The sequence below is a fragment of the Microbispora sp. NPDC049633 genome (genome assembly GCF_040675265.1).
In the GTDB taxonomy this organism is placed as follows: domain Bacteria; phylum Actinomycetota; class Actinomycetes; order Streptosporangiales; family Streptosporangiaceae; genus Microbispora; species Microbispora maris.
Map to the genome: position 1 here is coordinate 31329 of NZ_JBFAOO010000020.1, position 21751 is coordinate 53079.

Annotated in this window: 11 protein-coding genes and 2 pseudogenes; 7 read left to right on the plus strand and 6 right to left on the minus strand. The window is 65.2% G+C overall.

The features are described from left to right. Positions 1 to 4 precede the first annotated feature (4 nt). Positions 5 to 1045 (plus strand): annotated as a pseudogene (locus AB0J39_RS08125) (IS110 family transposase); the annotation flags it as partial. Positions 1046 to 1053: 8 nt separating this feature from the next. Here AB0J39_RS08125 and AB0J39_RS08130 read toward each other — a convergent pair. Together AB0J39_RS08130 and AB0J39_RS08135 are read right to left on the minus strand one after the other, a co-directional pair. Continuing rightward, positions 1054 to 1245: a helix-turn-helix domain-containing protein gene (locus AB0J39_RS08130; protein ID WP_357314946.1), complete on the minus strand. Its 192-nt coding sequence runs from the start codon at positions 1243 to 1245 to the stop codon at positions 1054 to 1056. Then, a pseudogene (locus AB0J39_RS08135) lies at positions 1245 to 2207 on the minus strand (replication initiator); the annotation flags it as partial. The gene AB0J39_RS08130 and the pseudogene AB0J39_RS08135, both read right to left, overlap by 1 nt. A 109-nt stretch (positions 2208 to 2316) precedes the next feature. Between AB0J39_RS08135 and AB0J39_RS08140 the strand changes: the two are divergent. From AB0J39_RS08140 to AB0J39_RS08165, 6 genes are all read left to right on the plus strand, one after another. Beyond that, positions 2317 to 3576: an ATP-binding protein gene (locus tag AB0J39_RS08140; protein ID WP_363462706.1), complete on the plus strand. Its 1260-nt coding sequence runs from the start codon at positions 2317 to 2319 to the stop codon at positions 3574 to 3576. Then, positions 3573 to 4235 (plus strand): RloB family protein, encoded by a 663-nt coding sequence (locus AB0J39_RS08145; protein WP_363462707.1) that lies wholly within the window; start codon positions 3573 to 3575, stop codon positions 4233 to 4235. Before AB0J39_RS08140 ends, AB0J39_RS08145 begins: the two co-directional genes overlap by 4 nt. Positions 4236 to 4326: 91 nt before the next feature. Then, positions 4327 to 6918, plus strand: a complete 2592-nt coding sequence (locus AB0J39_RS08150; RefSeq protein WP_363462708.1) for a class I SAM-dependent DNA methyltransferase — start codon at positions 4327 to 4329, stop codon at positions 6916 to 6918. After that, positions 6905 to 8116, plus strand: coding sequence for a restriction endonuclease subunit S (locus AB0J39_RS08155; protein WP_363462709.1), 1212 nt, complete (start codon positions 6905 to 6907; stop codon positions 8114 to 8116). Before AB0J39_RS08150 ends, AB0J39_RS08155 begins: the two co-directional genes overlap by 14 nt. Positions 8117 to 8263: 147 nt before the next feature. Next, complete coding sequence (locus tag AB0J39_RS08160; RefSeq protein ID WP_363462710.1) at positions 8264 to 11800, plus strand: type I restriction endonuclease; 3537 nt, start codon at positions 8264 to 8266, stop codon at positions 11798 to 11800. 5 nt (positions 11801 to 11805) lie between these two features. Beyond that, positions 11806 to 12588: a SprT family zinc-dependent metalloprotease gene (locus AB0J39_RS08165; RefSeq protein WP_363462711.1), complete on the plus strand. Its 783-nt coding sequence runs from the start codon at positions 11806 to 11808 to the stop codon at positions 12586 to 12588. A gap of 93 nt (positions 12589 to 12681) precedes the next feature. Here the strand turns inward: AB0J39_RS08165 and AB0J39_RS08170 are convergent, their stop codons facing one another. The 4 genes from AB0J39_RS08170 to AB0J39_RS08185 form a co-directional block, all read right to left on the minus strand. After that, the gene (locus AB0J39_RS08170) at positions 12682 to 14745 is read right to left on the minus strand and encodes an AIPR family protein (protein WP_363462712.1); all 2064 of its coding nucleotides are present in this window, start codon (positions 14743 to 14745) and stop codon (positions 12682 to 12684) included. 1845 nt (positions 14746 to 16590) lie between these two features. Then, positions 16591 to 17457: an IS481 family transposase gene (locus tag AB0J39_RS08175; protein WP_363462713.1), complete on the minus strand. Its 867-nt coding sequence runs from the start codon at positions 17455 to 17457 to the stop codon at positions 16591 to 16593. Between the two features lie 754 nt (positions 17458 to 18211). Beyond that, entirely contained in the window at positions 18212 to 21088 is a 2877-nt protein-coding gene (locus AB0J39_RS08180) for a type 2 lanthipeptide synthetase LanM family protein (protein ID WP_363462714.1), read from the minus strand. Between the two features lie 19 nt (positions 21089 to 21107). Next, entirely contained in the window at positions 21108 to 21293 is a 186-nt protein-coding gene (locus AB0J39_RS08185; protein WP_363462715.1) for a DUF6229 family protein, read from the minus strand. Positions 21294 to 21751: the final 458 nt, after the last annotated feature.

Below are 21751 nucleotides of genomic sequence, written 5' to 3' on the forward strand. Positions count from 1 at the left end.
GCCGGCCACTGTCGGGATCGACGCGCTGGGTGGTATCGCCGGCCTGCTGGAGGCGATGCTGCTGCATGCGGGCCTTGCCCTGGTGCATGTGCCGGGAATGGCGGTCAACCGGGCACGGCGCGCCACCGTGGGCGGGGAGCGCAAGAGCGACCCCAAGGACGCCCGCGTGATCGCCGATCAGGTACGCATGCGCGATGACCTGCGGCCGGTGCAGCCGGGCCGGGAACTGGACGCCGAACTGCGGCTGCTGGTCGGCCGGCGTGCGGAGCTGGTCACCGACGCCACCCGGCGGGCCGCCCGCCTGCGGGATCTGCTCACCTCGATCCACCCCGGCCTGGAACGAGTGGTCGATGTCACCGGCAAGCTCGGCCTCCACCTGCTGACCCGCTTCGTCACGCCGGCTGAGATCCGCGACGCCGGACTGGAGGACGCGCTGGCCCACCTGCGCCAGGTGCGGCATGTGAAGGCCTCGATGGTCCGAGCACTGGCCGAGGCGGCGGTCGACGCCGCAGCGGCCCAGCACATCGCCGTCCCCGGGCAGACGGTGGCTGCCGACATCATCCGGGACCTGGCGGCCGAAGCGCTGGCCGGACGTGAACGGCTGGCCCAGCTCGATGCGCGCATCCAGGAGGTGCTGGCGCGCCACCCTGACGCGGCCCTCATCCTCAGCCTGCCGGGGATGGGGGCGACCCTGACTGCGGAGTTCCTCGCCGAAACCGGCGGCATCGCCCGATTCGCCAGCCCCGACCAGCTCGCCTCGGCCGCGGGCCTGGCCCCGGTGCTCAAGCAGTCGGGCAAGGTCCGCTACCTGCAGCGCGCCACGGCAGGCAACAAGGCCCTCGAGCGGGTCTTCTACCAGTCGGCGTTCATCGCTATCAGCTGCGATCCGGCCAGCCGGGCCTTCTACGACCGCAAGCGCGCCGCCGGCAAACGGCATCACCAGGCCCTCGTCGCCCTGGCCCGCCGCCGTGTCAACGTCCTGCACGCGATTCTGCGGCACAGGAGGCCGTACGAGCCTAGCCATGTCCGGGCTGCGGTGGCTTGACAGAAGCATTAGGCAGCCTCCCGAAGGGTGTCGAGCCAGACCAACAATTCGCTGCGCCAGACGCGGAGTTCACCGTTGGGAAGCTTGATGCACTTAGGCGCATGCCCGAGTTCGCGCCAGCGGTAGAAGGTTCGGCGGGACACTCCACCGAGTTCAGCAAGCACTTCGGGAACGGTGAGGAGTTGGTCGTTGCGCGCCATCAGCCGCTCCGTCCGACGCCGGTTGACGAGGAGGCGGTAAGTGCGGCGACGAGGGCGTCACCCGGCGAGTAGCCCTTCCCGGCGTACTCCCACTCGCTGATGACGAGGACGGCGTCTTCGTCGAGGAGGGGAAGGCGGCCGGTGGCGATGTCATCGTCGCGGGCGTGGTTCTGGCGGTTGGCGCGGATGTCGCCGAGGGTGGTGGAGTAGCGACGGGATCGGGTGGAGAAGTGGCCGCGGAAGCCGAGCATGTGCGCCCAGTGGATGAGCCGGAGGTCGGCCAGTTCCTCGAAGGCGCCAAGGCGGAGGCATTCGGTGATGAGATGCCGGGCGTGGTCGCGAACGGGCAGGGCGGTCAGGTCCTCACCGAGGACGATGCGCCGGTCGATGGTGCCGACGCATTCGGCCGCCTTGGTCGCGTACTTGGCCACGTACGCGGCTACGGCCTGGTCGGTCAGCTCGCCGTCCATGGTGATCGGGCGGGCGTCGAGTTGGGTGCCCCAGCGCAGCACCCGTTCCGGTAGGTCGTCGTAGGCGGGCACCTTGGCTGTGACCACGGAGGCGGCGTGCCCTACGGCTTGGGCGAGCAGGTTGAGGGTGGCCCAGGTCGGGGGTGGGGAGATGGGTCCGGCCGGGCCGTCGAGGCGGATCACGGCGTGGAGGTGGACGACGCCGCGGCGCTGGTATTCGGCGACCTTGGCGAAGGAGACGACGAGCTGGTCACGCATGTCGCGCAGGGTCAGGCCGCCGAGCTTGGCCAGGTGCCGGCGAAGGGCGTCGGCGAAGCGCTTCCACAGCAGCGGCGCGACCGCGTTGAACAGGACCGAGCCGGTGTAGTCGTAGCAGGCGGGGCACAGCGGCTCGCCGAGGCACTCATCCTCGGTGCTGTGCCGGGCGGTGCAGGACAGGACGCGCCCGTGCGGGCAGGTCTCGGCGTCACGGCGCGGATGGCAGGGCAGGACGCTCCCGTTGTGGCCAAGCTTCTCAAGCTCATCAGAACGTGATCTCTACTGGGGCGAGCCAGCAGGAGATCGGGCAGTTACTCTAACCGTAGAGTGAGAGGGGGATGGCGTGCTGCTCAGATTCCGTGCCGCGAACGTACGGTCACTACGCGACGAGCAAGAGCTGTCCTTTGTGGTCCCTGAACCGGAGTCGAGCGAGGCAGCACGTCAGATAACGCTCGGCGGGGGCCGCTCCACGAGCGTCTTCCCTCTGATCGGCATCTTCGGTGCCAACGCTTCAGGTAAGTCGAACGTGCTGGCCGCTCTAACCGATATGCGTACGGCGGTCCTCAACTCCTACGCCCAATGGGCTTCGTTTGAGGGTGTTCCACGCGAGCCGTTCAGACTGGAGCCTAAAGGAGAAGGAGAGCCGAGTTTCTTCGAAGTCGACCTCGTGATCGATGATGTGCGCTGGACGTACGGGTTTGAGCTGGGCTCGACCCGTGTCGCGGCCGAATGGATCCACAGCTATCCCCGTGGCCACCGTCAGGTATGGCTCGATCGCGATGCTTCACGGGTCGAGGTGTATGAATGGCCGGGCCATCGGGTCAAGGATCGGGCTCAGTTGGTCAAACGCACTCGCCCCAACGCGCTAGTGCTGTCCACAGCGGGTACGGACAACCACCCTCAGCTCTCAACACTCTTCCACTGGTTCCGTCGCAATCTGTGGCTCATCAACCCGGAGAACGAGCGAGAACAACGAGAGGAGTTTACTCTGAGAGAGCTCTCCGGCAGTCGCGCACTTCGGATCAAAGAACTCTTGAGAGTCGCCGATCTAGGGATCACTGGCGCGGAGGTGATCCGGGAGGGCAAGAAACACCATACGGTAAAGCTGATACACCAATCCGCTACCGGAGAAGTTCCCCTCGATTGGCAGAACGAGTCCTTCGGCACCCGCTCGTGGTTCGCGCTGCTCGGTCCCATGCTGCTGGCGCTCGACGAGGGTGCCGTATTGCTCATTGACGAGCTAGACGCGAGTCTGCACCCACGATTCGCCGCTGAGGTCGTCAGACTCTTCCGAGATTCAAATGCCAACCCCAGGGGTGCTCAACTCGTTTTCACCTCGCATGACTCATCACTACTCGCTACTCCGAGTGGTGAGCGTCTGCTGGAGCCGGGCCAGGTGTGGCTGACGGAGAAGAACAAGGACGGTGCAACCGAGCTATACCCCCTAACCGCCGCCGAGCCAGGAGAGGACGAGAACCTGATGAAGTCCTATCTGGCTGGGGCCTTCGGGGGGGTTCCCTCCATCGTGGAAGGGGAGATCGCTCGCCGATTGTCCGGCGTAAGTGGGCTGGAACCCAGGCACGCGGCAGAGCGGGTCCCATGACACGCACGAGAGGGAAGGACGCGCTGGGGCCCTCCAAGCGGCAGCGTGGCCGACGCAACCGAGTCGTCCACGTCTTTACCGAAGGAGAGCTGACCGAGCCTTCGTACATCGACATTATGAAGGACGTCCTCAAGGACCAGACGCTTCCTGTCGACGTGCGGATTGCGAACGCCAGCGCACCGGGCTCCCGGCGCAAGCCGATCAACCTGGTTGAGGCAGCGGTGCCGCTCATGCGTGAGCTGGCTGTAGAGGCGAAACGCAGCCGGCTGCGGGAGGAGTTCTGGCCCCAGGTATGGTGCCTATTCGATCGAGATGATCACCAGCAACTGGAGCAGGCGCTGATACAGGCTCGTGAGGGACAGGTCCGCGTCGCTTTCTCACACCCCTGCTTCGAGGTGTGGAGGCTCTTGCACCACAAGGACGTAGCCGGGACCTTCAATCAGGTGTGCGACCTGGTGACAGCGCGGCTTCCGTTCAAGGAGACAGTCAACATCAAGAAGGTGCGGCCGGAGCAGATCTTAGGCAGGTACGCCGAGGCGAAGAAACGTGCCCTTCGCATGAATGCCCAGCACAGTGACCACGTGCCCCTGCAGAAGCGGGATCCGTACACCGACGTCTATCACTTCGTAGAGCAGGGCCTAGGCCTCACCGCCTACTGAGAACTCCCGCCCATCGGTGCAATTTTTTCCGCTACCGCACGCTGTCGCCGTAGGGTTCCTTAGTCACGCCAGGTCATAGGGAGTCATACGGGTGGCCAAGCTCACACTCGCGCAGTTGGAGCGGCATCTGTTCGCCGCCGCGGACATCCTCCGCGGCACGATGGACGCCTCCGAGTACAAGGACTACATCTTCGGCCTGCTCTTCCTGAAGCGGGCCAACGACGAGTTCGAGGCGGCCCGGGAACGCGTCCGGGAACATGCCGTCCGGGAACTCGGCCTCACGGGTGAGCTGCTGGACAGCTTTCTGGAACAGCCTGCACCCTACGGCGAACGCGACGTGCTGTTCGTCCCCAAGAACGCCCGCTGGAAGTGGATCTCCTCGGCCACCCACAACATCAATGAGGAACGGCTGCGTCCGGCGCTCCAGGCGCTCGAAGGGCAGAACAGCAAGCTCAGAGGTCTCTTCGACCACCTCGACTTCAACCGCATCGGCGGCTCCGGCGCGGCCGCGACCGCGGCCAAGCTCGCCGACCAGCGCCTCAAGCTGCTCATCGCGCACTTCGGGCGCGTCCGGCTGCGGACCGACGACTTCGAGTTTCCCGACCTGATCGGCGCCGCATACGAATACCTGATCAAGGAGTTCGCAGACTCGGCGGGCCGTAAGGGCGGCGAGTTCTACACCCCGCGTGATGTGGTCCGCATGATGGTCGAGCTAGTCCGCCCTCGGCAGGGCATGCGCATTTACGACCCGTGCGTCGGCTCGGGAGGCATGCTCATTCACACCAAGGAGTACGTGGAGGAGCACGGCGGGGACACCAAGGACATGTTCTTCGCTGGCCAGGACGCCAACAGCGGCTCGTGGATCATGTCGACGATGAACATGGTGCTGCACGGGGTGCGCCGCTTCGACCTGAAGACCGGCGACACCCTCGCTGAGCCGGCGCACCGGCCGCAATCCGACGCGGACCGGTTTGACGCGGTCCTCAGCAACCCGCCGTTCTCCATGGACTACGTCCTCGCCGATCTCAGGTTCCCCAGCCAGCGCGCGGCGTACGGCAAGACGAGCGAGCGAGGCAAGGCCGACCTGATGTTCCTCCAGCACATGCTTTGGATGACCAAGCGTGAGGGACCCGGCGGCATGGTCGTCACAGTCATGCCGCATGGCGTACTGTTCCGCGGGGGTGGGGAGCAAGAGATCCGCACGAAGCTCCTGGACGAGGACGCGATCGAGGCGGTCATCGGTCTGGCCCCGAACCTGTTTTACGGCACCGGCATCCCGGCCTGCATCATGGTGCTGCGCCCGCCGGGCAAGAAGGATCCGAAACGCGCGGGCAAGATCCTGTTCATTAACGCCGACCGTGAGTACCACGCGGAGCGAGCGCAGAACGTGCTCCTCCCCGAACACGCCGAGAAGATCACCTCTACCTTCCACACCTACGCCGAGGTTCCCGGTTTCTCCCGGATCGTCAAGCGCGAGACGCTGCGCGAGAACGGCGACAACCTCAACATCCGCCGCTACGTGGACAACACACCGCCGCCGGAGCCGCAGGACGTGCGAGCCCATCTGGTGGGCGGGGTGCCGCGCGCGGAGATCGAGGGCAGGAAGGAACTGCTCGACGCGTACGGAATCGGGTTGCGAGACCTCTTCGCCGAGCGGGACCCGATGGACCCGGACTACGTGGACTTCCTGCCGGAGGGGAGGCACCCGGACGCCGCCCGGCTGAGCGAGTTGGCTCGCCCGTGCGAAGAACAGTTGCGGGGAGCATTCGCGAAGTGGTGGGAGGCGGAGTCCCGGCAACTGGAGGCGGTGGCTGCGACTCCGGAGCGCCTCGCCGACCTGACCCCCTCGGAGCGCAAGGCGGCGCTGATGGCGGTCCGCGGTTCGCTCATCGAGTCGTTTGTGGAGCGGTTGGGCCAGGAAGGTCTGCTGGACCAGTACGCGCTCGCTGGCGCGGTGGCCGGCTGGTGGTACGAGGCGAAGTACGACCTGCTTACCCTCTCGGAGAACGGCTTCGCGGGCGTCCTGGACGGGTGGGCGGAGAATGTCGAGACGATGCTCGCCCCCGAACAGGACCCCAGGACGAGGAAGCTGCGCAACCGGACGGCCGCCGAGAGGCGCCAGGCCTACGACCATAAGGTGGTCGCCGCCATCGCCCCGGACTTCCTGAAGGAGCTGGCCGAGGCCGAGACGCGCAAGGCGGAGCTCGACGCGCGGTGGAAGGAGCTGAACGCCGAGCCGTCCGAGGACGGCGAGGCGGAGGGCGACGACGAGGACTCGGCGCGCCACCAGAAGGTCCTGAGCCCAGAGGAGCAGGCGGAGCTCGACCGGGTGAAGAAGGCGCGAACGAAGGCCGCCGCTGTGGTCAAGCGTCTGGAGACCGACTTCTGGTTCCCCTGGCCGAGCGACCCGCCCAAGCTCGACGAGGAGCCGCCCCGCCTGTTCCGGGCACGACAGGAGCTCAGTTTGGAGGACGAGCGCAGGGTGGTGCTCGACCTCCTTCGGGACGACCTGGCGGCCAAGTTGGAAGGGCATGTCGTACGGCGCCGCCAGGAGCTGGCTGAGGCTTACCAGAGGTGGGAGGACAAGTACGCGGTGTCGCTGCGGGATATCGAGGCGGAGCGGGAGAGATCGGCGGCGATTCTGAACGGATTTCTGAAGGAGCTTGGCTATGCCCACCAATGATGAGAGCGTCGAATATACTCGTCTCGACTCCATGGCTGATGTAAGTGGTGGAATAACGCTTGGTGGAATCTCACCCGATGGGGCAAGTGTCAAACTCCCGTACTTGCGTGTTGCCAACGTTCAAGACGGATATATTTCCACGGCGGATCTCAAGATTATTTCGGTATCGGCTCGTTTGGTAGAGCGATTCCGCCTGAGGTGCGGTGATGTTGTACTTACCGAAGGCGGGGACGCAGACAAGCTGGGGCGCGGGGCGGTATGGGATGGGCGGATTGACCCATGCCTCCATCAAAATCACGTCTTTAGGGTGCGCTGCCTGGAAAATAAGCTGCTGCCAGGGTTCCTTGCCCTCTATATGGGTTCTCCGGAAGGCAAGGCATATTTTCTGAGGATCGCCAAACAGACGACGAATTTGGCGTCAATTAGTCTGTCTCAGTTGAAAGCGATGCCGGTCCCTAGTCCGCCCATTAGCGAGCAGCAGCGAGTCTTGGAGATAGTCGATGCGGTTTCCAATCAGGAGTCGGCCATCAAGGCGTCGATCGCGAAACTGGAAGTTGTCCAGACAGGAATCACGGCCGAGCTTCTTGCAGTGGAGCGCGACTCGCTCATGGAGATCCCGGTGCGCGAGGTCGGGACGGTACGGATGGGGAAACAGCTCTCTCCGTCGAGCCGCGAGGCGACCGGGCAGTTTCCTTACTTGCGAGTTGCTAATGTATTGAATGGAAGAATAGATTACTCCGATGTAAAAACTATGGGGTTTAGTGAGAGTGAACGCGAGACATATGGCCTGCGACCGGGTGATATCCTTTTGAATGAAGGGCAGAGTCTTGAGCTTGTCGGTCGGAGTGCCATTTACGATGGCAATGAGGGCGCGTTCTGCTTCCAAAATACCCTTATTCGTTTCCGTCCAAGCGAACAAGTTCTCCCTGCATATGCACAGGTGATCTTTGAGCGCTGGTTGAGCGACGGAGTCTTCGCTGCCGTTGCCAAGAAGACCACAAGCATCGCCCATCTTGGCGGTGAGCGATTCGCGGCACTGAACTTCCCGCTTGTGCCGCTCGCCAAGCAACGACGCATCATCGAAGGCGTCGATGCTTTTGCGCAGCAGAGGCGTTCCCTTGAACATGAGCTCGCCAAGTTGGGCAGGCTCAAGCAGGGGATGGTAGACGACCTGTTGAGCGGCCGCGTCAGCGTCTGACCGGTCCGACTCGTCGCCGGTGGTACTGAGCAATGGGCTTGCCTCTCATCAGGGTGTCCTATTTCGGCGGAACCCTCACCCTTACGCCCCTGCAAAGCGCAGAATGGATCACTGAAGCGGCAGGCGAGGGCCGGAGGGCGTGGTGACGTGGTGGTACAGGTCGAGCGGGACGAGGTGGAACGACCCATCATCGCCCAGCTTGAGGCTATGGGCTGGACGCACGTTTCCGGCACGGAGGTCGGGACGCTCGACACTGGCAGCCCACTCCTCATCAAGAGGCTGACCGCGGCTCTGCGCCGGATCAATCTCAAGACGACCGGTCGCGGGCCGTGGATGGACGACTCCGACGTGGCGAGATCCGTCGAGCGGTTGTCCTCTGTCTCCCTCGGCCGCGGTGTCGTCCAGGCCAACTTCGACGCCACTGACCTGCTTCTCAACGGGTTCGTCCTGGCGGGCCCGTCCGCGGCGCACGGCGGCCCCTCCGCGACTGTGCAGTACGTCGAGTGGCACGAAGACCGCGTCGCGCTCAACGACTTCACCGTGGTCGATCAACTCCGGGTGCGGACCAACTCAGGGGACGTGTCGGTCCTCGATCTCGTCCTCTTCGTAAACGGCATCCCCCTCGTCGCCGTCGAGTGCAAGAGTCCCGACCTCGCTGACCCCATCTACCAGGCCGTACGTGATCTACGGCATTACGCGGGGACTCCACTCGCCGACGAGGGAGACTCTCAAAGCGGTCCGAAGCCCGCCGGCCTCCCGGAGCTTTTCCGCACCGTTCAGCTGCTGGTCGCGGCTACAGCGGAGACCGCGCACGTCGGCACGGTCACCTCTACGCCCGACCACTTCCACCCTTGGCGGAGCGTGAAGCCGGAACGCCGGGAGACGCTTGAAGCGGAGACGCCGGACAGGGCCGGCCCGCTGAACGAGAGGCACAAACTGGTCGGGGTCGTGCTGCGCCCCGCCGCCCTGCTCAACGTCGTACGGCACTACGTCATCCCATTCCACGTCGAGAACGAATCCGGTGGAACCCGGACCGTCAAGATCGTCGCTCGGCACCAGCAGTACCGGGCCGCGGAGGAGGCCGTACGGAGGCTGCGGACCGGGCGGATCCGCAGCGGGCCGCGGGACGCCGACGAGCGCGGCGGGGTCATCTGGCACACGCAGGGCTCCGGCAAGAGCCTCACCATGACCTTCCTGGTGCGCCGCATCCACCTGCACCATGAGCTCAGCGAGTTCATGGTCGTGGTCGTCACCGACCGCACCCAGCTTCAGGACCAGCTCTCCCAGACCCTGAAGCTGAGCGAGTCCGACGTCCAGACCGCTGAGACCCGCGCCCAACTGGAAGGGCTCCTCCGGGACGGCGGCAGGCGGGTCGTCTTCGCAATGATCCAGAAGTATGGAAGCGGGCTCGCATTCGCCGCGGAGGCCGCCGAAGACGGAGACGACCGCGACCTGGCGAAGGAGTACGAGGCCGCGGAAGAGGCCAGGCGGGAAGGGAAGGCCGAGAAGATCCCGCCGGAGCCGAACTTCCCGGAGTGCAACACCTCTCCCGCGATCCTCGTCCTGGTCGACGAAGCGCACCGTTCGCACACCAGCGTGCTGCACGCCGCCCTGCGTAAGGCCGTCCCCAACGCGGCAAAAATTGGTTTTACCGGCACACCAATCATGACCGGGCGGACGGAGGACACACGACGGATCTTCAGCGGCGGCCCCGGCGGGGGCTTCCTCGACGAGTACCGGATGAGCGAGGCCGAGCGTGACGGCGTCGTCGTACGCATCCGCTACGAGGGCCGCACCGGCGAGGGCAAGGTCTTCGACAGGGACGGCCTCGACCGGAACTTCGACGACCTGGTCCGTGAGCGTACGGACGACGAGCGCAGAGCCCTGCTGAAACGCTGGCCCACCGAGCGCGACATCGCCGAGTCGGAGCCGATGATCCAGGCCAAGGCCGAGGACATGCTGGAGCACTGGGTGAGCTGGGTGCTGCCGGAGGGGTTCAAGGCCCAGGTCGCCGCGGTCAGCCGGAAGGCGGCCGTAGAGTATCGCGCTGCCCTGCGGCGGGCGCGGGACGCCCTTTTGGAGGAGCTCACCGGGTTTGATCCGGAGTCGGCGGCCGGGATTCCCGTGGAGAAGATGTCCGAAAGGATGCGCTATCTCCACATGGCCTACCAGTACCGCGCGCTGCTGCGTCGTGTCGACTTCGTGCCGGTGATATCCGCGGGCGCGGAGCGCAAGCACCACCAGTGGTTGTATTGGACCGACGCGGAACGGCAGAAGGCGTACATCGCCCGTTTTCACCAGCCGTTTCCCCAGCTGCCACCAGATCATGACTGGACGGCCATCGTTCCCTTCAACCCGCTGCCGGGGGAGACGCCGTACGGCGGTGCAGGCGACAATCCCTGGTCCCAGAGTCAGGTGCCTGGGCGGCCGGAACCGGCAGCTGGACCCGACCCAGTCCACCCCGACAGCCCCGTTGCCTTCCTCATCGTGAAGTCGATGCTGCTCACCGGCTTCGATGCCCCTCGCGAACAGGTGCTCTACCTCGATCGACCGATTCGCGACGCAGAGCTGCTCCAGGCCGTCGCCCGGGTCAACCGCCCGATGCCAGGCAAAAAGGTGGGCTACGTCGTCGACTACTACGGTGTCCTGGAGCATCTCGCCGACGCGCTCGGTGCCTACCGACAGATTGATGTCGACGACACCATGCGCAGCCTGTCTGAGGAGATCGGGAATCTCCGCCCGGCGGCCGATGTCGTCCGCGGCCTCCTGCGCCGTCGGGGGGTCACCGATGAGGATCTCACCGGCTTCGCCGGGCTGCGGAGAGCGGCCCTAGCCTTCGAGGACGAGCAGGACCGTTTCGCCTTCGACGAGGTGCTGCACGAGTTCCTCAATGCGCTGGAACGTGTGCTGCCTCACGAACACGCCCTGGAGTACGTGTCCGACGCCCGGCGCTGGGGGATGTTGCAGAAGCGCATTCGGAGGCTCTACCGGGACGCGGAGGGCGGCACCTTCACCCTGCGCCGCTACGGGCGGAAGGTGCGATCCATGATCGCGGCCCACCTGGAAGGTCCGCAGATCGAACAGGTCATCCCGCCGGTCTCGCTAACCTCGGACGCCTTCAACGACATGGTGAGGGACATTCCGGCGCGTGAGGCCGCGGCCGAGATGGGTCACGCACTCCGCTTCCACCTGGAGGAACGGGTCAGACGAGAGGATCCGGAGAAGTACATCCGGCTCTCGCAGCGCCTGGAGGAGCTCTTGAAAAGACTTCCCGGTCGTTTTGAAGAGCAGGTCGAGGAGTTGGGTCCGCTCATCGAACAGGCACGTAGGGAGGACGAGGAGGACCCTTTCCTGGCTGGGCTCAGCGTGCTGGAGCAGCGGTTGTACCGATTCATCGAGGAGAAGGTAGAGGGGAACCCGGAAGTCCTCCGCGGGGAAACGGACCTACGGGAGCTGGTCGATATGGTGTGCGACACTGCCGCACGCGTTATGGGTAGTGTCGCATATCAAGGCCAGAGCCAGGACGTCGGCGATCTGGCGAACGCCATTCACAGTCAGTTGCTCCGCGGCGGTCTCCGACCCGCGGGTGTGGACTGGGCGCCCTTGAAGGCCATCGCGGAGAGCCTCGCGGCGTACGCCAACGACAACCGTCCACAGTTCCTGCGGAGGGCTCAGGGAGAATAGGGCGGGTGACCGTACTGGCCGAGGACCGCACCCCGCAGACACTGAGGGACGACAGCCTCCTCACCGTCGATGGGCTGGCGCTTCGAGTGCGTATCAGCGCCCGACGTAGACGCTTCGCGCTGACGGTGGAGGCGGACGCCGCTCTCACGCTGCACGCTCCAGAGGGGCGCTTGGCATCGGACGCTGAAGACTTCATACGCGCGCACCGGGCCTGGCTGATGAGTAAACGTGCACTGCGAGAGCAGGCTCGACCATTGAATCCGTCGAAACGCCTTATAGAGGGGGAGATCTTCCGTTACCTTGGCCGGACGTATCGGCTCGCCATACTGGGGGAAGCGTCAGAGAACGACAGGGTTCGGTTAGTGGCCGGACGCATGGTGATGAGCCGCGAACTGGCCGAAGACACGGCACGTGGTCGGGCGGCGCTGATTGATTGGTACTGTCGGACCGGTCATGCCTGGGTAACGGGACGACTCCAACCCTGGGCGGCTCGGATGTCCGTGCCGGAGCCGGCGGTGGATGTACGTGACCTGGGCAGCCGCTGGGGAACGTACCGCTCAGAGGAAGCGGGGCGAGGGCCGGGCCGAATGAGCCTTGGTTGGCCCCTCTTCCAGCTCCCGATGCACCTAATTGACTATGTCATCGCTCACGAGCTCGCCCACGCCCGGATTCCCGGGCACAACGCTTACTTTTGGCGACTGGTGAGGCAGGCGCTGCCCGAATACAAGGAAAGCCGCATGGAACTCGATGACCTTGGCCGGCGTATGTGGATGGGAGAAGTTGTCTAGCATAGAGCGAGGGGCTCAGAATGTGCGCCTCTCTGAGCGGCCGCGCCGAGCTGTGCGACGAGAGCGCCCGCGAGCATGCCATGGGCATTTCGCCTACTCGGCGTTGCGGATTTGCTCGGCAAGCTCAACCAGTGACCGCCCATTCAGATACCAGTACTTCGTTCCCTGTACCGCGCTCTTCTTACTCAGGGCAGCAAGTCTGACTTTGGCCACGAGCGCGGTTGGAGAGTACGCAACGCCGTCCGCTTCCCAGATCAGCGGCTTCGATCTGCTGTTCACCCAAGTGGCTCGCCCGCGCCGTTGATCCTCGGCCAGCCATGACTCGATTCCAGCCTGTTCTTCACCGGTTATCTTGAGCTCAAGCACGCTTCCCTCGCTGATTACGCCGGCGTCGACGAGCACCCCGACCGCGCGCGCACTACGCGTTTTCACCTGGAGCTCCGGCGTGGCGGTCTGACCCTTGAGTGACGCGGCCACCGAGGCTGCGAGAGACCGGCACTTCTCCGGATTCTTGAAGGTGTTTCCGGCGTAACCGCCCATTGTCTCGACATGGTGAGCGAGCCAGGCCAGGACTTCGATGGTGCGTCCCTTGACTCCTGGGAGAACCCTGTCCTCCCAGGAGGACAGCGGTTCGTTTATCCCCGTTTGGTCAAAGGTGTGGAAGACGATGTGCGTGATCAGTGCCCTGCCGTGCTCCGCCACTCTGGCGGTGATTCCCTCAAGCCGCTCGATCTCCTCGTCCAGAGCCGCGCCGACCTTTCGGTTGAACAGCACGGCTCGCCAGACTCTGTGGACGCTGATCTTCCTAGGGAACACCTGGTCATAGACGTTCCCGCCCTCTCGCTCCCAGAGCGTGTCGCCACTGGTCTTCGCCTGGACGGTGAGCTCGGGCCGAGCGTGGGTACAGGCGAGTGCTTCCGCGGCTTCGACGTTGCTGCACCCACGGTTCGGATCGGGAGGCCCGTCCCCTCCTTTGACCACATAGGTGCGGGACAGGGCCCAGGAGAACTCTTCTCGCAGCCGAACCTGCACCTTGTCGAGCGCTGCTAGATCACGGCGTGCAACCTGATTCTGGGTATTGGTCGCTCGCGTGATCTGGTCGGCAAAGCCCTCTGGACAGTCCTCTAGTGAGATCAACCGGATCCAGACCCGTGCCGCTCCAGCCTCGTCGGGCGCTCGCCGCAATCCTTCGCTGATCGCCGCAACTGTTTGGGCGCCGTTGACGACACTCGCGCCCTCTAACTTGAACTCGCGGGGCCCGCTATCGGAGATAGCGTACTGCACAGAGGGCCGGACCTTGTCACACAGAACCGTAATTCCATTGTTGAAGTACCAGAAATCTCGCGGACGGCTCACCAGCGTCTCGACCAGCGATCTGTTGACACCAGTCAGGCCGAGTGACTTACGAATGTTCTGCTCGAATAGGTTGCCCTCGAACTGGTCGTACCAGCGAGCCACCTGGCCGACCGAGACCGTCCCGTAGTAAGCGAGGTATGGCTCCTGCAGGCGCCCTGAACCGTCCAGGGTCACTGAGAGATCAATACTCTCCGGAGCCGACTTGGCCCGAATGGCCTTGTGGATATCCTGGAGTCCGAATGGTTGGATGTCGAGGATCTCGTCCTCAGGCTTCGCTCCAGCATTGACGTAGTCTTTCGCGGCCAACAGCGGCCGCTCAACGACAGGGTCCATCTTCGCGTTCCCTAGCACCGCGAGTACCAGGGTAATCCTCACCTCAGGGTTTCCCAGCGCCTTATCAACCCGGTCTGCCAGCTTCGCGAAGCGCCCGTTAAAAGCGTCATAGTCCATAGTCAGCAGTAGATCGAGACCCTCCTTTAGCTTGAGCGTCGTCTCCTTGTCGATCGACCCATCTCCAGCCTTGACCCACTTGGCCTGTATCAGCCACACATGGGGCTTGTCATCATCGATCGCGATGGCGTCGATGCCGTTGTCATCGCGGCCGTCGATCACGAACCCGGCGGCTTCCTCAGCAGAGCACTTGCTCATATGCTGCGCGACGTAGGCCGCCAACGCGCGGCTCAGAAACTGTGCATCCCGTTGTTCCTTGGAAGCATTCTCAGCTACATCAATGAGATCAATTAACCCCTCGAAGGAACGCCTCAACTCCCCTTCGATATGCCGGACAAGCAGAACGCTCACCGAACCCCCTAGATCCGAACCCGCCCAGTTAGCAGGTCGTCTGCCAACCCATGCTTCATCGCTACCAGTCTCAAGTAAGCCATCCGAACATGGAGAATGACCAAGCTACACTCATGGAGCACGGCGACCAACCTGGCCTGTTTCACCCAGCGGTGGCAGCGGGACATACCCGGGATGATCACGAGAGCGACGAGTGCCGAAGAGGGTGTTTTTGCAGGTCATCCCTAACGATGACTTCAAGTGACTGCGCTCTCCTGATCCGAGAATCAGTCATTCGCCGGGCACGCGGCAGCGAACCTCATGTGGTGATGGGGAGCGGGGTTGTGCGGGCAGTAGTGGTCAGGCGGCAGGTTCAAGGGCGACGTGCTAGCCGAGGGCTTCAAGTTCGCGGCTGTGGTTGCGCTTCTTGCGGTCGGGGTTGGTGCGCCGGGTGTAGAAGTTGGCGCCGAGATCTATGAAGTGCGCCTCGGGGCCGGATAGCAGGTGCCAGATGATGACCAGGATGGAGTGGCCGACCGCGACGATGGCACGCCGCCGCTCGCCGTCTGCCGCTTGAGCAGGGCGAGGAGGTTTCTACGCCGTGACTGGCGTTCGTTTGCAAGTAGGCGCTCATCTGGTTACATACACGGGACACGTTGTCGCCGGTCAAGGCCGTGATGATTGCCGACTTCGGTTCTCGCCGTCGATGGCGGGGGCGATCCGCCGAGTTTCTCCTTCGTCGGGCCTCGGCACTGGGTGACCATGGCTGAGGTGACAGCAGCGCTGACAGCAACGTCCCCGTACGCCGACACGCCTGCGCCGCCGTCCGTCCACACTTCCCTGACTACGGTCTCGATCAGCCGACCTGGGTAATTGCTCCGCCTGACAAGCGGACGGTCGCGATTACCAGGCCCATTGACGGACAGCATCACCCCCTTGGTCTGTTGATAGATGGAATCCACCATCCTCAAGATCTTTCGGGACTACGACCCAAACCGGTTCCTCATCGACACAGACGGGTCCGCTGGCCGGTGCAGCGCGCACGGGGAAGCGGGGGCATGCGGCGGAGTCGGCAACCATGACGTGCTACTCGAAGAGAAGGACGGAACCCCGGTGCATTGGGCGGTCTGCACACAGTGGACGCGAACTCAGCCCGACGCGTTGGAGCACCTGCGACGCCACGGATTCGCCAACTGATGGCATCCCTGCGGTCCACACGGTCGGCGGACGGGCAGCCGCAATCTATACGATCTTGAATCGTCCCCCGTGACCCAGGTCGCGGGACTGTCGATGGGCCGGCCAAGGGCATTGCGGATCCGCCACTACCTCACCTGTACCGGCCTGCCGCACATCGGCTAGCGCCGGTCCAGTGCGGGATATGCGCGGGGTGATCTTGCTCGGCCCGACCTTCGGTGATGGCTGAGCCCCAGGTCAAGGCCGGTACGGACGGAGAAACCGTAGTGCTCTTGAAAACCGCTAGGCCGGGTGACCGGTCTCGTGGGTTCGAATCCCACGCTCTCCGCTCTGTGCTGTCGCAGGACGTCGGAAACCCTCGAACCTACGGTTCGGGGGTTTCTTTGTGTACTGGGGTTGGTAGTCGCGGGTGGGATCGATGATCAGCTCGCGGATCAGCTCTCCGGTGGTGGCGTTGACCACGCGGACGTGGAGATCGTCGACGAGCATGATGATGTGGGTTCGGGCGTGGGTTCGTCCGATGCCGATGTGGTGGAGTCGGCCGCCGATGCGCAGGGTGACGACGCCGGTGTGGTTGACGCGGTCGTGCCGGACCCGGGTATGGGTGTCGCTTTCGCGGCTGCCGGCCGGGTGGGCCTTGGGCCGGGTGTTGTAGGCCGCGGCGGGGGTGGCTCAGTGGGGCAACGACCGGTGAGGGCGGTGGTGGTTGTAGGCGTCGACGAAGCAGTCGAGGAGAGTCTGTAAGTCGCCGATGGTGGCGGGCTGGTCGGGCTGAGCGCGCAGCCACCTCTTCATCGTCTGCTGGAACCGTTCGACTTTTCCGCAGGTGGTGGGGTGGTTGGGGGTGGAGTTCTTCTGAATCACGTGCAGGCGGCGCAGTCCGCTTTTTGAGGCGTTGCGGCCGCCGGCCAGTCGGGTGGTGAACACCATGCCGTTGTCGGTCAGGGTGGAGGCGGGCACGCCGTGGGCGGCCACCCCGTGGCGGAAGGCGTCGCGCACGATCGGGCCGGTCACGCGGGGGTGGGCGGTCACCGACAGGGCGTAGCGGGAGTGGTCGTCCAGCCAGGTGAGGATCTCGGCGTCGGTGCCGTCGACCAGGCGGTAGTGGGTGAAGTCGGCCTGCCAGGTCTCGTTCGGCTGCTCGGCTTGGAAGCGGATGTAGGACGATCGTGGTCGTTTGTTCGGCTCGGGGGTGACCAGACCGGCCCGCGTCAGGTAACGGCTGATCGTCGCCCGGGACACGGTGACCTGGTGATGGTGGTGCAGGTGCCAGGCGATGGTGTCCGGCCCGGCGTCCAGGCCCTGGTCGGACAGGTCCTTGCGCAGGCGGAGGATCAGTTCGACGGTGGCGGCGTCGATCGCGGTCGGTGAGATTTTGGGTTGTCTGGATCGGGGCTCGTAGGCGTCCTCGCCCTGCTGTCGGTAGCGGGCAACGAGCTTGGACACCCAGCCTTTGGAGACGCCGTAGGAGCGGGCGACCTCTGCCTGTGAGCGGCCCTCGACGACGACCGCCGTGATGATGAGTCTGGCCTTCGACACGGGCCGACTGTCGACCGCCCGCAGGTTCTAGCTCTCTGTGTTTCCTATCTCCGGAGACATGCGCCGCCGGAGTTTCCTATGTCTCGAGACACCCGTTTCCTATGTCCTGAACCAGAACACCACGCTCTCCGCTCAACCTCGTGAAACGGCGTCTGACCAGCGATTTCGCTCGGTTCAGACGCCGTTGCTCGTTTCAAGCCATGCGCAGCCGTACGCCACCCTGAGCAGCCCTCAGCCGCTGTCCTGTCCCCCGCGGAATATGCGCGGGATGATCTTGGGCGCTAGCGATTGCGTCGGTTCCTGGGCTCGAGAAGCAGAATTTTCGTGTTCTGGATCAGTTGCCGGTGTCCGGCTGTCGTCCGTTGACTCCGGTTGATCGTGCCGAATGCGTGGCGAAGGTTCAGCCCAGAGTTTCGCTGATCCGGCGCATGGAGACCTGGTCCTGGCCCACGAGGCACTTGGCGTAGGTGCGCAAGAGCACTTCCACGCTGTTGCCTGCCCACTCGGCCACCTGCTTCGGTGAGACGCCCGCGTTGAGCCAGGTGGACAGGCACGCATGACGGAGTCGTAGACGCCGTTTCGCCAGCGGTGAGCCGTACTGTCCGGACTGAGGGCGGCGCGGCGGGCCTCGTCCCAGCTCCGCTGAAGCTCTGTCGGCGTTCCGCCCACACGTGCTTGGCCCTCACCAGTTCTCCGGTCACCGAGCAGGGCCGCGGCAAGAAAACCGGGGCGGGCAGGAGAGGAGACGAGGCGGTCAGTTCTCCGGGTCAGGGAGCAGGACAGAGGGGAGGGAGGTGCCGGGGTGCAGGCGTAGTAGTTGGTAGAGCATGCCGCCCACTCCCGGCATCAGACCTGGGCTGAAGGCGTCACGTGAAAGGCCACTCACCGGGCCGTGCTCGTCCATGCTGCCGATCATGTACGCGGCGAGGTACTCCGGAGTCAGCTCTTCGGGCCCGACACCCACATCGATCGCCTGGCGCACGATTTCCCAGGTGCCGAGGTCTCCGTGGCAGAGCGTGTGGTTCCAGCCGATGCCCCTCGACCAGGACGACGCGGCGGCCCGGCGTAGCACGTGCGCCCAGCGCGGGTCACCTTCGCGGGCCAGCCGGTCGGCCGCGACGAGGCCGATGCCGACGGCTCCGTGGCACCATGCACTGGAGGTCACGCGACGGTCGTCCATCTCACGCAGGTCACGCCAGCCCTTCTCCGCCGGGTCGTACAGTGACTCCTCGTACAGAAAGGCCCTGTCTGCCAGGGCGCGGAAGTCCGCAGCGCCGGTCGTGGCACTGTCAGCGAGCCGGGCCAGCGCCCAGGCGATCCCGGTGGCGCCGTGTGAGACGCCGCCCAACCCTTCGGGGAAGGCGGTGCTGGGCCAGCGTGCTCCCCGCTCGTCGATGTGGGCCAGTGAGAGCAGGCGCTCCCCGATGCGGTCGGCCTGCGTGGACCACTGCTGGTCACCGGTCTGTTCCGACAGGCGGAGCAACGGCACGATGGCGCCTGCCATGCCGGTGAGCAGGTCGTATACCCCGTCGGCGGCCACCGCCTCGGGCAGTTGCCCCGCCAGGGCGCCGGCCCGGGCGACCGCCTCCTCCGAGCCGATGGTGCCCAGCCTGCGCAGCAGCAGCCAGCTCCAGATCTGCGAGCCGATGCCGACATAGCCGCCCGGGGTGACGGGGCGGCGCCGTGGGCCGGTGCGGCGTGCCTCCGCGTCGCGCTCCTCGGCCAGTCTGATCGTACGGAGGAGATCGGCGAGCAGCCCGTCCAGCCCCGGCACCTCGTCGGCCCTGCCCTGCCCGGTCTCACTCACGTAGGCGGCCAGAGTGATGGCGACCCCGTATGCCCCGCCGTACACGTCGGGAGACAGCGGCTGTACGAACCAGCCGTCGGAGGTGAGCACCGGCGCGGTCCAGGTGACGGTGCCGTCGTCGCCCCGGACCGCCGTGTCAAGCATGCTGCGGGCGATCCCGGCCGCGATCCGGCGCCGGCGCCGCTCGAGGTCCTGGTGCCGGATGAGAGGCACGGTCATACGCTTGTTGGCGGGCATCCACCCTTCATTGAGGTAGGCGCTGACCAGAGCGGACCGGATCACCTCGCGGTCCAGGGCCGCGTCGCGGCCGCGCCAGCGCCGCAGCGCGTCCGCGATGAGGTCCTGCTCGTCTCCGTATGAGGTTCCGCCAGGGCCATCCAGACGGCCGCGAGCAGGGGTTGTGGCGAAGAAGGGGATGTCGCCGACCAGCAACTCGGCCACCTCGGCGTCGATCACCTCGGGGTCCGATGGCGCGCCGGGCAGGTTCTCGGCATGCTGGGCCAGCAACCTCGCCGCCCTACCCATCGCGGTCGGCTCGTCGTGCAGTGAGGCCGGGTGCCACAACATGCGGGCCAGCTCGGCGTACGCCTCGGTGGCGCGGAGCACGACCCGGATCGGACGGTCGGCGAATTCCGTGAGCAGCCCGGCGAGCTCACCCCGCCGATCCAGTATGTCGAGGTGCTCGACCAGCTCGGTGAATCCGGACAGCACCAGGTCCCAGTAGTGGACGAGGATCGGATCGGGGCTCGGGTGGTTGCTCACCGCTCCCAGCTCGACCCGTTCCATTCCCAATCTCGCCATGTCCGTGCCCGCGTCGACGATGACCGGCACCTGCGTGTACGGCTGCTGGCCGGGCAGGCCTCCGGCGGCGGACATGTCGACGCCGCGCCAGGCGAGCGAGACGCCGCGTCCGGGAAGGAGTCCGGTGCGCAGCACCGATCCGCTGAGCAGGTCGGTCGCCTGGTCGACGGCGTCGCCGTATCCGGACGGTTTGGCCGGGACGTGCGGGGTGAACAGCGTCTCGCAGTCGACGACGACGGGCGCGGGACCGGCCGCGATGAGGTTTTCGCCGTGCAGGTCGCTGCCGCCGATCAGCCGCATCAGCGCCAGCCAGTGCCCGACACTGCGGTAGAAGGACCGCAGCTCCGTCTCGTCGGCGCAGTAGCGGTGCTGGATGTGCTCCGCCCAGCCGTACCCCTGGCGAATCAGCACGTCGGGTACCCGGATGCGGCTGCCGGCGGGCAGCTGGGGTGCCAGGCGGTCGATCAGCCGCGCCAGCGCCTCGTCCACGGCGAGGGACCGGGGCTTGTAGACCACCTCGCCCTGCGAGCCGCGCAGGACGGCGACGCTGTGCCCTCCGCGATGGCTGTCTCCTGCCCCGACGTCGACTCCGACCAGCTCGCCTCGGAGACCACCGGGCAGTGTGGTGAGCGCCGCGCGATCGGCGGCGAACCTGCGGGCCAGTTCCACGGCCGCGGCGCACCTGTTGTCGATGATCGTGCCGAGCCTGGACAGCATCGTGGGGTAGTGCCCGGTCAGGGACAGCCAGAACTCGGGCGTCGCGGCCGTCGCCTTCCACTCCTGCCACCGCAGCTGCGGCGTCTCGGCGGTCAGCCTTCCGCTGATCCTGGCGGCGTTGAGTTCCAGCAGCAGGACCCTGTTTACCTTGAGGCGGACGGTTTCCTCCAGCGCTTCGGCGGTGCTCTGGCATATCAGCCGGGCCTCCGCCTCCGTGAGGCCGGGGATCGATCCCAGTGTGGCGGACAGCCCGGCCAGCGCCGGTGCGGTCAGAAAGTCCAGCGACGGGTCGAAGTCCCCGGCCATTCGGATCCTCCTTTCTTGATCAGCAGCAGAAGCGGCTGCAGGTGCACGAGCTCGCCAGCCGGGTGTCCAGGGCCGTCAGCGTGATCTCCGACTCGGCGTACTCGCCGATGAACAGCGGACCGGCCGGGCTGCCCCAGCCCTCGACGTCGGATCCGCTGCGCCACGCGGCGACGATCTCCTCAGAGCGTTCCAGGATGACAGGCATTCTTACTCCCTCCATGACCAGGCGTCCCGATCAGCGTTAGTCAGCCGATTCAAAAAATCAATACATAGCGGACGAAATGTAGACTTGTCGGCATTCAGCAGAAATGGCGAAAGCTGCGGTTGACTGTGACGCAGCTTGCCTAGACGCCGACGGGATGTCCGGAACGCGCGAGCGAGACCGGCCACCCTCCACACCACCCGCCCACGCCCACCAAAGGGGACGACAGTGCACGTCAGGGGGTTCGTCCCGCAACGGGCCATGACCGCCACCTCGGCGACGACGCCAAGTGCGGGACGACCCAGCGAACCGCTTAAGCCGCGAGAAGGTTTTCGCTGTTCGGAAGCGCGGCAGACGGCGGCGAACAGCTGCGGCCACGGGTGTCCGGCGACATTTCCCACCAATGTACCGGAGATTCTCCACATATTGCGGGCGACAATTATCGCGATTTGTGAATGCAT